15 protein-coding genes are annotated in these 13,621 nt (G+C 42.8%); all 15 read right to left on the minus strand.

The genetic code is table 11. The annotated features are described in order from the left end of the window. Positions 1–129: 129 nt before the first annotated feature. Positions 130–1,512, minus strand: coding sequence for a dihydrolipoyl dehydrogenase (lpdA, locus tag DESOR_RS23220; RefSeq protein WP_014187036.1), 1,383 nt, complete (start codon positions 1,510–1,512; stop codon positions 130–132). Positions 1,513–1,711: 199 nt separating this feature from the next. Then, complete coding sequence (locus DESOR_RS23225; RefSeq protein ID WP_014187037.1) at positions 1,712–2,284, minus strand: LysM peptidoglycan-binding domain-containing protein; 573 nt, start codon at positions 2,282–2,284, stop codon at positions 1,712–1,714. 338 nt (positions 2,285–2,622) lie between these two features. Next, positions 2,623–2,820: a DUF1858 domain-containing protein gene (locus tag DESOR_RS23230; protein ID WP_014187038.1), complete on the minus strand. Its 198-nt coding sequence runs from the start codon at positions 2,818–2,820 to the stop codon at positions 2,623–2,625. An 88-nt stretch (positions 2,821–2,908) separates the two neighbouring features. Continuing rightward, positions 2,909–3,979, minus strand: coding sequence for a methionine synthase (locus DESOR_RS23235; RefSeq protein WP_014187039.1), 1,071 nt, complete (start codon positions 3,977–3,979; stop codon positions 2,909–2,911). Between the two features lie 43 nt (positions 3,980–4,022). Beyond that, entirely contained in the window at positions 4,023–6,188 is a 2,166-nt protein-coding gene (locus DESOR_RS23240; protein WP_014187040.1) for a glycoside hydrolase family 2 protein, read from the minus strand. A 184-nt stretch (positions 6,189–6,372) separates the two neighbouring features. Next, entirely contained in the window at positions 6,373–6,801 is a 429-nt protein-coding gene (locus DESOR_RS23245) for a Fur family transcriptional regulator (protein WP_014187041.1), read from the minus strand. Positions 6,802–7,063: 262 nt separating this feature from the next. Further along, positions 7,064–7,234, minus strand: a complete 171-nt coding sequence (locus tag DESOR_RS28450) for a DUF362 domain-containing protein (RefSeq protein ID WP_081468552.1) — start codon at positions 7,232–7,234, stop codon at positions 7,064–7,066. A gap of 110 nt (positions 7,235–7,344) precedes the next feature. Further along, the gene (locus DESOR_RS29835) at positions 7,345–7,500 is read right to left on the minus strand and encodes a hypothetical protein (RefSeq protein ID WP_014187043.1); all 156 of its coding nucleotides are present in this window, start codon (positions 7,498–7,500) and stop codon (positions 7,345–7,347) included. 89 nt (positions 7,501–7,589) lie between these two features. Beyond that, positions 7,590–8,945, minus strand: a complete 1,356-nt coding sequence (locus DESOR_RS23255; protein WP_014187044.1) for a vWA domain-containing protein — start codon at positions 8,943–8,945, stop codon at positions 7,590–7,592. Further along, the gene (locus DESOR_RS23260; protein ID WP_014187045.1) at positions 8,920–9,843 is read right to left on the minus strand and encodes an AAA family ATPase; all 924 of its coding nucleotides are present in this window, start codon (positions 9,841–9,843) and stop codon (positions 8,920–8,922) included. Before DESOR_RS23260 ends, DESOR_RS23255 begins: the two co-directional genes overlap by 26 nt. Before the next feature lie 59 nt (positions 9,844–9,902). Next, positions 9,903–11,033 carry an N-acetyl-alpha-D-glucosaminyl L-malate synthase BshA gene (gene bshA, locus DESOR_RS23265; RefSeq protein ID WP_014187046.1) on the minus strand — a complete coding sequence of 377 codons (1,131 nt, stop codon included), beginning with the start codon at positions 11,031–11,033 and terminating at the stop codon, positions 9,903–9,905. Positions 11,034–11,106: 73 nt separating this feature from the next. Then, a complete protein-coding gene (locus DESOR_RS23270) occupies positions 11,107–11,466 on the minus strand; it encodes a YlbF/YmcA family competence regulator (RefSeq protein WP_014187047.1) in 360 nt (119 codons plus the stop codon). Positions 11,467–11,549: 83 nt separating this feature from the next. Further along, positions 11,550–12,260 carry a hypothetical protein gene (locus tag DESOR_RS23275; RefSeq protein ID WP_014187048.1) on the minus strand — a complete coding sequence of 237 codons (711 nt, stop codon included), beginning with the start codon at positions 12,258–12,260 and terminating at the stop codon, positions 11,550–11,552. A gap of 72 nt (positions 12,261–12,332) precedes the next feature. After that, complete coding sequence (locus tag DESOR_RS23280) at positions 12,333–12,824, minus strand: hypothetical protein (protein ID WP_014187049.1); 492 nt, start codon at positions 12,822–12,824, stop codon at positions 12,333–12,335. A gap of 14 nt (positions 12,825–12,838) precedes the next feature. Then, positions 12,839–13,600 carry a histidinol-phosphatase gene (locus DESOR_RS23285; protein WP_014187050.1) on the minus strand — a complete coding sequence of 254 codons (762 nt, stop codon included), beginning with the start codon at positions 13,598–13,600 and terminating at the stop codon, positions 12,839–12,841. Between the last annotated feature and the right edge of the window lie 21 nt (positions 13,601–13,621).

Consider the following 13,621-nt stretch of genomic DNA (forward strand, 5'->3'; position numbering starts at 1 on the left):
GCAAGAAAATTGCAAAAAAAATACGCCTTGATCGGTTGAACCCGATCAAAGCGTATTTCTAATTAGACCCACATGCCGCTAACACGACACCATCAGATAATAAAAACAGCTTGAAAAAAGGCTATTTAACTAAGCTAAATGAAGGGGTTTCCCCATAATGCCGTGGGCAGCCTCCATAACCGCTTCCGGCAAGGTTGGATGAGCATGAACCGTCCGAGCAATATCCTCGGCCCGGAGACCTTTTTCCACAGCTATTACTAATTCGGATATCAAGGTACTTGCCTGTGGACCCATGATACTTGCCCCTTTCACAATTCCTTCCGAATCTGCCAAGATCTTAACAAGCCCCACACTCTCCCCCAAAGCTAAAGCCTTACCATTTGCCGAAAAAGGAAACTTACTGACATGATACTCTTGGCCTGAGGCTTTTAATTCCTGTTCCGTCAATCCAACCGTTGCAATTTCAGGATGAGTAAAAATTGCACTGGGTATAGCCTTATAGTTCATTTCAACAGAGCGCCCGGCAATATGTTCAACAGCCACAATCCCTTCTTCGGAGGCCACATGAGCCAACATAATTCCTCCGACAACATCACCAATCGCATAGACATTAGGCAAATTGGTTTGCATCTGTGCGTTAACCTTAATGGCTCCTCTTTCAGTTTCCAGGCCTAAACTATTAACATCGATTCCCCTCAGATTTGGACGACGGCCGGTGGATAATAGAACACGATCTGCCTGAATTTCTTTCAGTCCTTTTGAATCCTCAATTTCCACGACAAGGTTTTCCCCGTCTTTTCGAATACCCTTGACAGCTGTTTTTGTATAAACATCAATTCTGCTTCGCTTTAACAAAGGAGTTAAACGCTTTGGAATTTCCTCATCAATGGTTGGCAATAGAGTGGGAAGCATTTCAACAACACTGACTTTTACCCCAAAAGCCTCATAAATTGAAGCAAATTCTAAACCTATGACCCCACCTCCAATGATAACAAGGTGTTTAGGTAATTGTGTCCCTTCGAGGATTTCGTCACTGGTTACAACTCCTGGAAGATCCGATCCCGGAATAGGTATACGAGCAGGCACAGACCCAGTCGCTAATATAATATTTTCAACAGAATAGTTCTCTTCTCCGCCTTCAGTGGCAACAGAAAGCTGTCCAACTTTATTAAATTCTCCCCATCCTTTGACCACATGAATCTTCGCCGCTTTCATCAATTTATCAACACCGTTTACCAAAGAATTGACAACTTGATCTTTGCGAGCGACAACAGCACTGTAATCTATCCGTTTTTCCCCAGCAAATAAACCAAACTCCTCAGCGCGTCCCATCTCACGCCACAAATCCGCACTTTTTACCAAAGCCTTAGTAGGGATGCACCCCCGATTCAAGCATGTACCGCCTAATTTTTCACCCTCAACTAGCAAAACAGATAATCCTAGTTGAGCAGCTCTTAAAGCACAAACATATCCCCCAGGTCCTCCCCCGAGAATTCCAACCTGATAATCCATGGTACCCACTCCTTCCCTTGCAATTGTTAACTATTCGAACAAAGCTTGAAAATCTCCTGCTTTCTTATAAGAAAACCACAAGAAACAATATGTCCTGCCTCATCATAACATATTCATTTCCCCATCTTTCCAAATAAAAAACCCAAACCCCAAGATCAACTCAGGGTTCAGGTGATGATTATATTTTTGCTTTTACTTATTAACCGTAAAACTCTCCTGTAGATACTCCTGGAATGAATAAAATTTGACCTGGATAAATGAGATCGGGGTTGCGTAAGTCGTTGGCTAAAATGATGGCTTGCATTGTCGTTCCATAACGTTTAGCAATTTTCCATACTGTATCACCTTTTTTGACAACATAAACTTCGTGAGCCGGAGTAGGCACTGGGTAATGTTGGTAGTGATGATGGTGGTGAGGATGCATCCCCGGAGTTCCACATGGCGAGCAGGGCATTGGTCCATCAACATCTAATGAAGCACAACCTGGGTCCATATCAACATCCATGTTTACAAAGCCTCCTGGAGGATACATGCCAGGCGCTCCGGGCATCATACCGCCTTGCATTCCCTGCATACCTTCCATGCCTTCCATACCTTGCATTCCTTGCATCCCTTGCATCCCTTGCATCCCTTGCATCCCTTGCATCCCTTGCATCCCTTGCATCCCTTGCATCCCCGGCATACTTGGCATACTTGGCATACTTGGCATACTTGGCATACTTGGCATACCTGGTTTGAAACTTGGGTTATAAGCAACGGAACGTAATTCCATTTTAATTTCCTCCTTTAACTCGGCAAGTTCATCCTTGGCTTTTATTTCCTTGCCCTTAACTAATAACAATATATGGTAATAACGTTGTAAGGTGTATGTCTAGATTAATTATTTTCTATTTTTAACCATTAATAATTAACTCCACAAAAGCAAGTACATTTTCTTTATACAAACCTTGAAGGATACCTAACCAAGTACCCTGTAGTTATGGATTAATACCAGAAAACATGCTGTTGACCTAAGACATTGTCTTGGTGAATAAAAAGAGCTGGCCAAAATAGACCAGCTCTTAATTACTCTTTAAAAATATACACTATTTTTCATCTTTTCCCAAATGCTTAAACAGTAGTAATGGCTTTATTTAACTTTGCAATCAATTCATCCGGTTTCTTTCCATGGGTTAAAGCTGCTCCTTCAAGGCTTTCCATTGTCGAAGACGGACATCCCAAGCAGTGCATCCCCAGTTCAAGGAAAACTTGAACGGTTTGAGGATACTGCCGTAACACTTGACCTACAGTCATCTCTTTAGTTAACATGTAAGAATTCCTCCCTTAGCATTTCTCACTTAAATGCTTGGTTTATTTTAAAGTAAAATTGATCTATTACTCAACCCATCCTTAACAGTTATCTCATAGTATCCCCAATTTCAAATAAAAGTTCATAAATATGCTCTGCCAAATCCTTACCAAGGGTGCCTGTGCCACAGCTTGGAGTAAGCATGCTTTGTTGCCGTAGTCGATCTTCATCAACACCACGTTTCACAAGTTCCTGGAGATTTCTTTCCAAACGTTCCCTTAAACTCTGAGCGGTCTCTTGCCAAGCCTCTTGATTTGTGGGAACAATTCCCCAAGAAAGAATCCCTCCTCGAGATAAATAATCATTAATCGGTCCTGCTAATACCACCATACTTTGCATATACTCATAAGCATCAAAATTAATCACTTGCACTTTGGAATCAAAAAGGAGGGTCCAATCCATTCCTGCGCAAACATGAATTCCCGGAATTCCGCCTTGCTTTACAATTCCCATAAAAATTAAATTTAAATCTTCAATGAGCTGTTCCCTGTTCAAAGTAACATGAGTTGATGCCCCATAACCATAGAGCCCTGGGTCGTCAACGGTCATTAAGACAGGCAGTCCATACTTGCGAAGCCGTTTTGTCTGCCACTCAGCATGCAAAACAAGAGCCTTCACCAACATATCTCGAAGGATATCATCATAATAACTCGAACGTCTGTTTTTATCAGTAATTTGCAGCCCAACGGTTAGAGGACCACTGATTTGCCCTTTAAGTAATACAGCATCTTGTGTCCCCCTGCTTTCTAAACGATTAATAAAAGCTTCGAATCCTTTCCCACCTCGAAAAGTAAATCCAAAGCGATTCAACACTTCTTGGTTTCCTTCGAACCCTTCCAAATACAGCGAATAAAATTCCGTCATTCGTTCCAGCCAATCATGGGCTTCAACCTGAAACTGTGGTTTTTCAACATCTCCAATGACTCCCGTTTCAATCAAGGCGCGGAGATATTGTCCGATAAAAGCACTTTCGGCTCCTAGATTAGGAAGTTGAGGCCAATGTGGAGCAAAGGGAACGCTCTTCCAAATCAAGTCTAAAGCCTCTTCATGACTGGTTTGCGGAAGACTTCCTACTCCTGTTGCTAAAAAATAGGGTTTAAAACCACAATCATTTTTCAAATCCTTACCTCCTTATTTCTATTCAATTTTCTAACCCTTTTTATCACAATATGCTTCGAATACTCTGAATAATTGGTTCTGCCATCGGCTGCAGCATCTTCCATAAATAAAGCCAATCGGCGCAGTAAAAAGAAGCCCAGACAAGCAAAGAAGTGCATAAAATTCCAGGTACCCATAAGAAAGGCCGATATCGCCCCCCAATTCGATGAATATCGCGAATGCGGAAAGGCAAGAAAAGCACAACTAAGAGGATATATCCTAAAACAGGCACATAGAAAGGAATCCCCCAAGGCAGCAACGCCCAGGCAATTGCAACAAATACAGCCCAGCGAAAACGTCTTTCCAACCAATTGATGAGACCAATTTCGTGAGGATTATCCGGCAAGTGCGGGACTACCACCCCAATCTGAAGCAATTTCAAAAGTACCAGCAAACCGAAAAACATGGCCCATAGCAGCCATGGAGATTGACCCTGTAATAATTGAATCCCCGGCCAAAGGTGAGAAAACCAAGGATTAGCATGGATGGGAATACGAAACAGCCCGGAAGTTATCAGTCCTGCCAACATACCCATACGAGCCAAAAATAGTGAACCATTCCACAACCATGCACTGCGCAAGCGCCGTTTCGGTTTTAGTTCTCCAATCTCCTTATAGCGCCAGGACGCCGAGCGAATATTCATCCATGCTAAAAAGATCATCAGAACCGCCCAAACCTCAGCAACTATAGATTCTTTTGTCCAGAGTACACTTTTCTCTGGCGATGTTTCCAGTGAGACTTCCCCCCAGGTACCCTGTATCTTAGTTCTTTCAATAGTTATCCCTTGTTCCTCCGCCAGTCCGGTGTTAAAGGCAGGGGATAGTGTTAATGCAAAGGCTAAATTTGGCTGAGCAATGATTTCTGCATGTTGAAAATAGGTTTGAGCCAAGCCATCTGAATTCAGCCCCTTTCCCAGCGTCCAAGCCCAGAGGGACGGGTGAAGGTTTTTTTCGGAAATCACTGTCTGAAAAACATCCGCTTGAGGCAATCTTTGTGAAGGAATTAATTCTACAGGCAACTCTGCCCATAAACCTATGCCTATTTTATCTGCCGTTTGCAGCCAAATTTCGTCCGGAAGCTGTCCTATAAAGTAGATAAGGTTTTTTCCCTTTTGACGTTCCGATACTAAGAACGACTCAAGTTCGCCGGAGTTACGAAGCCGATACTCCTCTTGTGGTGTTAAGGCATCTCCATTAATCTTAATGAATTGACCATTTAATTTCCACTTTCCAGATTCAAGAGACATTGTGCGAAGACCCAGAGGCAACGACAAATCGTCAAGGTCTCCTTTACTGTTGGTAACCGTCAAGTGAAGCTGATACAGATAAGGGTCTTCCATTGTCCAATGCCGAGCATTCGGCAAAGAAAATGTCAAAGTAACCGGCTGGCGATCTGAACTTTCCTGGGCAGGCACGGTTAACGTTTGTTCTGCTAATCCTGCCGAGCCATCGGAAATAACACCAAAAACTGTCCAAGGCCCTTCTTGAGCAAAGCCTCGATGCAGCACATTGGTAGTTACAGTAATTTGAGCAGTCGTATCTTGCCACTCAACGTTTATCTTAGGCATCATGAGTGTGGTCTCTACAACAGCGTCTAGGCGAATATCTCCCTTAATAAATCCAGATCTCGGCCAGGCAGAACCTAATAAAGTGGCGCGCTGCTCAGAACTCCCCGTCAGCTCAACTAAAAGAATATTGTCCTCTCCATACCGAAAAGCTTTAGGCAGGATTTCTAATTCATCTGCCCCCCCGCTTCCTTCAAATTCACCAATCTTTTGACTGCTTGTAATGCCATTTAAATAGACATTGACATGCCCCTGCACTCCATTCAATGTTAAAAGCATCGTCCGGGAACTCCACTCTCCCGGAATTTGGAATCGTTTCGTCGCCACTGAAAATCTCTCACTTGAAGGCAGCTCAATTGAGCTGCCTTTTGTTAAAAAGGATTGATTATTTTTACCTTGAGAACGTTCAGACTCCGTAGTCCAGGCTTGCCGCAAAGATGAAAAGCTGTTCCAACTTCCGTTGAGATTCTGTGAATAACGTGCTGTACTGACACCACTTTGCCAAGCAAAAAGAGACTCACCGCCGGAATTACTCCAGTTCCACCAAAGAACTCCAATAGTCACTACCCATAAAATTATAAAAATAAGGAAACGGCGATTGAACATAAAACGGCTCCTTTAAGTTATTCCTCTGAAAATGATTATTAAATTATTCGTGAAATATTTATAAAACCCTGCACATTCTTAGAAATCTTAGCTAGTACTGAAGTCACAAAAAAAACTCAATGAGCAAATCCGTTCCCTTAGGAAGGAAATTTACTCATTGAGCTGCAAGTTTCTGAGAACACCTCTAATTGAGCTGCTCATCTTTACGGCAATCCGGGCAAACACCGTAGAATTCCATACGATGACCTAAGATAAGGAAACCTGACTTTTCCGTTACTTCCTGGTCCATATCTATGAGCGGTCCATGAAAGTCTGCAACCTTACCACACTTTGAACACACAATGTGATAGTGATTATTTGGATTGCCATCAAAGCGGCTAGCCATATCCCCGTAGGACAATTCCAAAAGATGTCCATGTTCTTTAAGCATGTTCAAGGTATTATAAATTGTCCCCAGACTAACCCCCGGAAATTTTGCCTTAACATGATGATAAATCTCATCTGCCGTGGGATGGGATTGAGTTTCTAGCAGGAATTCCAAGATCGCTTGTCTCTGAGGTGTGAAACGAACACCTTTATCTTTTAATTGTTTAAGAATTCCAATTGCATTCATACTCGCATCCTCTTTCTTTAGAATTTGGAATCATTTCTATTTAAATTTTAAGTTAATATAATAAATTTGTCAACCGTTTTAAAAGGGCATAAAAAAGAAGAGTCCAAAGTACTCTTCTTTTTTATACTACTTAAGAAAATGCACCTAAAGCCCTATACTTTCTTAAGTACAGGACAACTATGGCAACCGCTGTACCGGCAAGTGACGAGACAGTGCATTCAGCCACCGCCAAGTTGTCTGATGATCCATCATTAAGTTATTCTTAGGCAGGTTGTGGTGCTTCTACTGGACAAACAGTAGCGCATGAACCACAATCGATGCAAAGCTCTGCATTAATGACGTATTGACCGTCACCTTCGCTAATTGCGGATACTGTGCATTCTCCTTCACAAGCGCCGCAGCTAATGCATTCTGAGCTAATAACGTATGCCATCCCTAACATCCCCTCTTCTCCGAACTTCAAAAACAATATACCAAAGCCACGGAAAAAAGGCAAGCTAAAATAATGATAGCATTTTCCAAGTTTTAATGAGATTAATCATCTTAAAGATCTCGTCCCGGCCTATAGGGTACTTGATAAAGTCTGCGCATACAATGAGAGCAGTAAGGTAAGACGCGATTGCTGACATGATTCCTTTTAAAAAGTATATGTCCCAAATCTTCATGTTCAAATCCACAGGCACGGCATTTTTCTAACATAATTTTACCCCCTCACACCTTTGTGTGTTTCTGTACAAACGCTTTAGGTATAGTATGCTCCGTTTTACCAAAAAATAAACAAGCAATATCTACAATTGCTTATTTAAAATTTGAGTTAAGTGACTAAGAGTATAGCATTCATACATTTGGCAGAAGGGCAGAAATCCTTTCACATAGGGGGTCTCTGACCAACGGCTCTTGGGAAGAGTATTCAGCCATAGCACATGACGAACATGTTTATTAATCTCACCCAGCAAAGCTGCCGCCTTATCTCCTTCAAGAGTTTGTCCGTCACTGACAATAATCAGCAAGGTTTGCTTATTAAAGGTATCAGGATGGTTCTTCTGAAGAGTCTCTAAAGCCTTAGCTAAATTCGTTCCGCCTCCCCATTCCTTCCCAGAAACAGAAAGAGCCTCTCTTAGCATGGCTTCAAAAGTTTGTCCTTTGCGGAACTTACCCGTTAAGGGGATAAGGGCCTCCCCGAAGGCAAACGTTTTTATTCCGCTAACAACTGTCGAAAGTCCATATACAAACTGCCAAATAAACTCCGAATATTTTAACATAGAACCTGATATGTCACATAACAAAACAATTCTAAGTCTGCCTCTTCGGCGGCTCCGGTAACTTCGATGGATCAGAACTCCGCCATAGCGCAAATTGTTTCGCAGAGTAGAGCGCATGTCCAGTCCTCCACGCCTTCTATCCGCCCGATAACGGCGGGTTACCTGACTTGCCAGGCGCTGACTGAGGCGACGGATTAAACGGATAACTTCAGGCCATTCTTCCGGAGAAATCTTCTTAAGATCACGGCTTAAGACCTCGGTATTTTGTTGTTGCAGGGCACGTTCAACTTCAGAAAGAACGCCATCTGAAGAACCGGGAGGGAGAATCGGATCTTCTTCATTTAATTTCTTACGCCAATATTCTAAGGACCCTCTGAGAACCCTTTCAACCATAGGCTGATAGGTATGATCTACAGGAACACCGCTTCGAGTACCATTCGATGATTTCTCTAAAAAGTCCCGTAATCGTTGTTTATCCTTTTCAGGCAGGCTTGCATAAACCGCCCGCTGTTCTTCACTGATATCCAACTCCTGATCCTGGAAGAGCAGCTCCTGGTAAGTATCCTCAATCTTTTGGTTCCATTGGCTTGTTTTCACAGCTGCTTCTTCCTGCCATGCTTCTTTCTGCTCCAAGGGAGCAAAGTAGGCACGAAAAGCCTCTTTGAAAACAGGAATATTCTGAATATTTTTTACCAGCGTTCCTTGCAAAGCAGCTTCAAACTTGTCTCTATCTGCTAAACCAATTAGGGATATCCCTGCCATGGCATCGGATATTTCTGAAGGACTAATTTTAAGACCGACGGTTCTCAATAACTGAACAAATTCCACCAAGTGACGATCTAACTCACTTACTTTTTTATCGGTGTTGATGTTCATGCACATGTTTTTCTCCTTGTGCCATTTTTGCCGACTCAAAAAGAAGGCGATCTGCTCCCATTTCTCGATAGAAAAGCTCTACATCATCTTGGCTCTTAAGAAGTAAGGTTAAGGTGGCATCAACCCAAGCAGGATCAAGACCAACCTTCCCCATAACGAGCAAAGCTTTGGCCCAGTCCATTGTTTCAGATACCGAGGGGATCTTATTCAAAGAGAGACGTTCCCGAAGAATACTGACAGCTCTGGCCACTTCCAACGCTAATTTTTCCGGTAAGTCGGGGACTTTCGCTCTCAGTATGCGTACTTCTTTTTCAACGGAAGGCGGCTCGACATGAAGGAAAATACACCGTCTCTTCAATCCATCGGATAGCTCCCGTTCTCCATTTGACGTTAATATCACAATGGGACGCTCTTTGGCTTTGATGGTTCCCATTTCCGGTATTGTGACTTGAAACTCTCCCAAAAATTCGAAGAGAAAAGCCTCAAATTCAGAATCCGTTTTATCAATCTCATCAATTAGTAAAACTGTCTGCTTCTCACTTAGAAGCGCCTGCAATAAAGGACGCGGCAACAAATAGTCTGTAGAGAAAAGGTCAGCCTCTTGAAGATGTTCACGGCCCATTTGTATCTTCAAAAGTTGCCGCTGATAATTCCATTCATATAGTGCTTTTGTTTCGTCCAACCCTTCATAACACTGTAAACGAATCAAGGGCGCTTGCAAAACGTCACTTAGCACTTTGGCAATTTCTGTTTTGCCCACTCCTGCAGGTCCTGAAACCAAAAGTGGTTTAGTAAGCTCCGTTGCCAAAAACGTCGTGAGGGCAATTCGATCATCCCGTTCAGTTATGTAACCAATAGCTTCAAGGTCTTTCTCAAATTGATCTAGTGTCCTTTTCTTTGGCATCTTAACCCTCCTAACTCGATATTCGATATTCGTGGTTGGTGGTTTAAGCCAGAACCACACTACGAAGAACTAACTACTTTTTCGTACATATATTCGTAACGCTGCACAGCCCTATCTACCGGAAAGGCCTCTCTTGACCATTCGACAGCCTGCTCAGAAAAAGTTTTATATTTAGAGCAATCTGTCAAGAGTTCAAGGACAAACTTACTCATTTCTCTGACATCCCCTACTTCGGCAAGATAACCTGTTTTTCCATGCCTCACTACTTCGGGCAATCCTCCTACCTTACTTGCCACAACGGGTACACCGCAGGCCATCGCCTCCAAAGCCACCAAACCGAAGCTTTCCTGTTCGGATGGAAGTAAAAAAACATCCGACATTTGGAGAATATCCTGAACATTTTCTTGTTTGCCAAGGAATTGAACCTTTCGCTCCAGCCCTAACTTAACGACTTCTCGTTCAACTCTCACCATTTCCGGCCCATCTCCGACCAGCAAGAGTTTACTAGGCAGCTCTCCCTCAACAAGTGCAAATATTTTAACTACATCAGACACTCGTTTTACTTCTCTAAAATTGGAGATATGGGTTAGGATTTTTTCTCCGAAAGGGGCAAAATGCTCTTTACATTTGAGTTTTGCTTCTCCTTTTGGTATATACATCTTCGGATCTATAAAATTAGGAATAACCTCAATCCTTTGATCCAGAGAACCGAAGGTGGCCACTGTTTCCTGTGCCAAAGCTTCAGATACCGCTGTAATTCCATCGCTGACTTTCAAGGCCAAGGTCGTTAATAAGCGAAACTCTTCATAAGCGCCCACTAAAGTGACATCCGTACCGTGAAGAGTAGTTACCAGCGGAATCGGAGAAGGCATCATTTGCTTAGCCAAATAAGCGCTGATACTATGGGGAATTGCGTAGTGGGCATGGATCAAATCCAATCCAACGTAATTAGTCACTTCAACGATTTTATTGGCCAGTAATAAGGTATAAGGAGGATATTTAAACACTGGATAGCTGACATCAGACACTTCATGATAAAAGAGTTTCTCATGAAAGCGACGTAAGCGGAAGGGGCGGGCTGAGGAAATAAAATGAACCTCATGCCCTCTTTCACCCAAAGCATACCCTAACTCAGTAGCAACAACACCGCTGCCGCCGTAGCTAGGATAACAAACCATTCCAATTTTCACGATTTGTACCTCTTATAATTTATAGGTTAGTACTTCTATCGACATCACAGGATATGAATCTCTTCATAGACAGTCAAGGGTTCATATCTTCAAACCCGATGGGCATTGCATCTTGAATAGCCTCTCCAATAATTTTCTGGATGTCGTTGACCATACAGGAAACTTCAAACTCGGCCTGCAGATACTCTCTGGCAGCCGGATTAATGCTCACTAAACTGTATAAACGCTCTAGTTCCTGCTGTTTTTCCTCACTGATCTCTTGTTCCAACATTTGAGCTTCGCGGATTTCCCATTGTTTCAATTGAAATTCGCGAACCATCTTGTGGTTATTAGCATCGCTCATAACCTTCTCTTTTGATTTAAGAAAATGCTTGAATTGCTCGGATTCTTTCAGTGTACGCGCGAGTTCGTGAGCCAAATCAGTAGTAGCCATTTCCTTTCCTCTCCTCTGTCCATACCTCTTCTAGAAATCTTTATTGACTCATTATATAAAATTTTATGGCAAGAAACAATTGATCATTGCTCAGTACTTCCCGACTGACCGAAATTCAGCACAATGTCTTCAAGCAAATCAAAGGCCTGTAAACGGCTAAAAGCCAGCAAATCGGTCCATTGCTCACGAGAAATTTTCCACGGACAATGAACGGCAACTCGACTGGCAAATCCCAATGGGTTTCCGCCGCACATTTTTTCCAAACGCCGTTGAGCCAGGCTGATTACCCCCGGTGAATGGGCGCTGCAGGTTATTGGCTCTAGACATAAGACAGGCTTATCATCATACGTCACCAGGAGACTAAATCGCAAAAGCTGTTTTATAGCTACTTTCTCTGGAGAAATAGCTTCTAATAACGGCCCTGGATCAGGTTTAATAATACCGCCAAGTTTTTGCCAAAAATTTTTTTCAGAGAAGCTTGCATTGGAAACACATACTCCTAAAGCCCCCATTTGTAAAGCAAAGCGAACAAGAAATCGAGCGAAATCACATTCCATAGATCCTTGCAGAGACAATCGATCAATAATTACTAGTCTCTCTGCACTGCTTAGGGTAAGGTTTCCGATCCCGCCTTCCCCCAATTGCACGATATTCTGCCCGGGCAGCATTTGAATCTGAGGATTTAAGCCCGTCCCTCTTTCTGTCAAAAAAGCACCGAGGGCGCACGTCCAATCATTTAGACCCTCCTCATTCCATTCTGAACGTGGAGAAAGGGAAATTTCAATCCAAGGCATTGTCTTTGACTCCTTTACAACCGGTTTACATATTCTTAGTGTTTCACCGGATTGAAAAGTCTATGCCCTGATTTAACGTAATCGTTCCAAAAGAGTCCAGCGTCGCTCGATAAAGTTATAAAACAGCAGCCAAATAATTTTGAAATCAGAAGGTGGAACAACGATATTTGAAGCATAAGCGTCGAAATCACACATGTGAAATAACGGAGAAACTACTCGAATTAGGAGCGCCAAAGGATATTCATGACTATATCCTTTAGCTTTCTCACTCTTTTGCTGCAACAGTATATTGAGCCTGCGAACGTATTCCTCAATATATTCCGGGGAATGATCTTGATCGTCCGAACGTCCAAAAACATACCGCGCTTCCTCTGAATCGTAAAAAAGGTGGGTTACCTCAACCCCCAAACGTTTACCATCCGCCTGATTCTCTATAACAACATCTGGACGATCCGTATGCCGTACAATTCTATAGTTCTTGCCATATTGTCGATTTAATACGTCTACTAAAGCTTGCGCCGCGCCTTCTTCAATAAGCCATTTTTCGTCGAGCCTGTCCGGCAAAGCTATTCCCCTCCTTAGTCCAGCGAATAATGCACTTTGTCAAACCTGGAAAAACCCACCACGGTCTGAACACCGATTTGACTTAGTATCCGGCCGGCTTCCTCCAGGTCCCGACCAACATTTTCTGAGCTATGAGCATCCGAACCTAAGGTAAATTCAATCCCTCGACGCTGAATTTCCACCATCAGGCGCCTCTCAGGATAGAATTCCTGAACAGGTTTATAACGGCCATTAGTATTGACCTCCAATACCAAGCCCTGGTCAGCAACCGTTGTTAAAGTCTCATCGGCAAGGGTCAGAATATCCTTCGTTGGCCTGGCCCCAAAGACTTTGATTAAATCTAAATGGCCGATGGTCGTGAATAAGCCGCTTTTAGCAGCAAGGGTTACAACTTCAAAATAGCGGGTATAAAACTCATCGGCGTTTTTTTGGTAATGAGCATGTTCTTCTTCCGGTATATCGAAAATCCATCCGTCAAACTCATGAACCGATCCAATAACAAAATCAAAAGGATATTGGGCCAGCAGGTCCTTAATTCTTTCTTCTTCATGAGGCCGGTATTCTGCCTCTAAACCAATCCTCACCTTTAAATGAGGATAATCTTTTGCTACTTCTTCAATTAAGGGACAGTTCATTTGCTCCCAGTAATAATCGTGATCCGCAAAGCCAATTTCCTTTAATCCCCTTTGAGTGGCTACATCCAAATATGCCCGAATGTTTTCTCTGGTAGCTTCCCGGTCATTGTGCCCGAGAAGATGAACATGTAAATCTAACATCTCTAAACAACTTCCTCCTCT

This window comes from Desulfosporosinus orientis DSM 765, from assembly GCF_000235605.1.
GTDB lineage: Bacteria > Bacillota > Desulfitobacteriia > Desulfitobacteriales > Desulfitobacteriaceae > Desulfosporosinus > Desulfosporosinus orientis.

Excerpts from the sequence above, each read along its gene's own strand:
- DESOR_RS23255 (WP_014187044.1), bottom strand. The coding sequence starts at position 8,945 with ATGTGCATGAACATCAACACCGATAAAAAAGTAAGTGAGTTAGATCGT.
- DESOR_RS23240 (WP_014187040.1), bottom strand. The coding sequence starts at position 6,188 with ATGTTCAATCGCCGTTTCCTTATTTTTATAATTTTATGGGTAGTGACT.
- DESOR_RS23225 (WP_014187037.1), bottom strand. The coding sequence starts at position 2,284 with ATGGAATTACGTTCCGTTGCTTATAACCCAAGTTTCAAACCAGGTATG.
- DESOR_RS29835 (WP_014187043.1), bottom strand. The coding sequence starts at position 7,500 with ATGTTAGAAAAATGCCGTGCCTGTGGATTTGAACATGAAGATTTGGGA.
- DESOR_RS23230 (WP_014187038.1), bottom strand. The coding sequence starts at position 2,820 with ATGTTAACTAAAGAGATGACTGTAGGTCAAGTGTTACGGCAGTATCCT.
- DESOR_RS23285 (WP_014187050.1), bottom strand. The coding sequence starts at position 13,600 with ATGTTAGATTTACATGTTCATCTTCTCGGGCACAATGACCGGGAAGCT.
- DESOR_RS23260 (WP_014187045.1), bottom strand. The coding sequence starts at position 9,843 with ATGCCAAAGAAAAGGACACTAGATCAATTTGAGAAAGACCTTGAAGCT.
- DESOR_RS28450 (WP_081468552.1), bottom strand. The coding sequence starts at position 7,234 with ATGGCATACGTTATTAGCTCAGAATGCATTAGCTGCGGCGCTTGTGAA.
- DESOR_RS23270 (WP_014187047.1), bottom strand. The coding sequence starts at position 11,466 with ATGGCTACTACTGATTTGGCTCACGAACTCGCGCGTACACTGAAAGAA.
- lpdA (WP_014187036.1), bottom strand. The coding sequence starts at position 1,512 with ATGGATTATCAGGTTGGAATTCTCGGGGGAGGACCTGGGGGATATGTT.
- DESOR_RS23245 (WP_014187041.1), bottom strand. The coding sequence starts at position 6,801 with ATGAATGCAATTGGAATTCTTAAACAATTAAAAGATAAAGGTGTTCGT.
- DESOR_RS23275 (WP_014187048.1), bottom strand. The coding sequence starts at position 12,260 with ATGCCTTGGATTGAAATTTCCCTTTCTCCACGTTCAGAATGGAATGAG.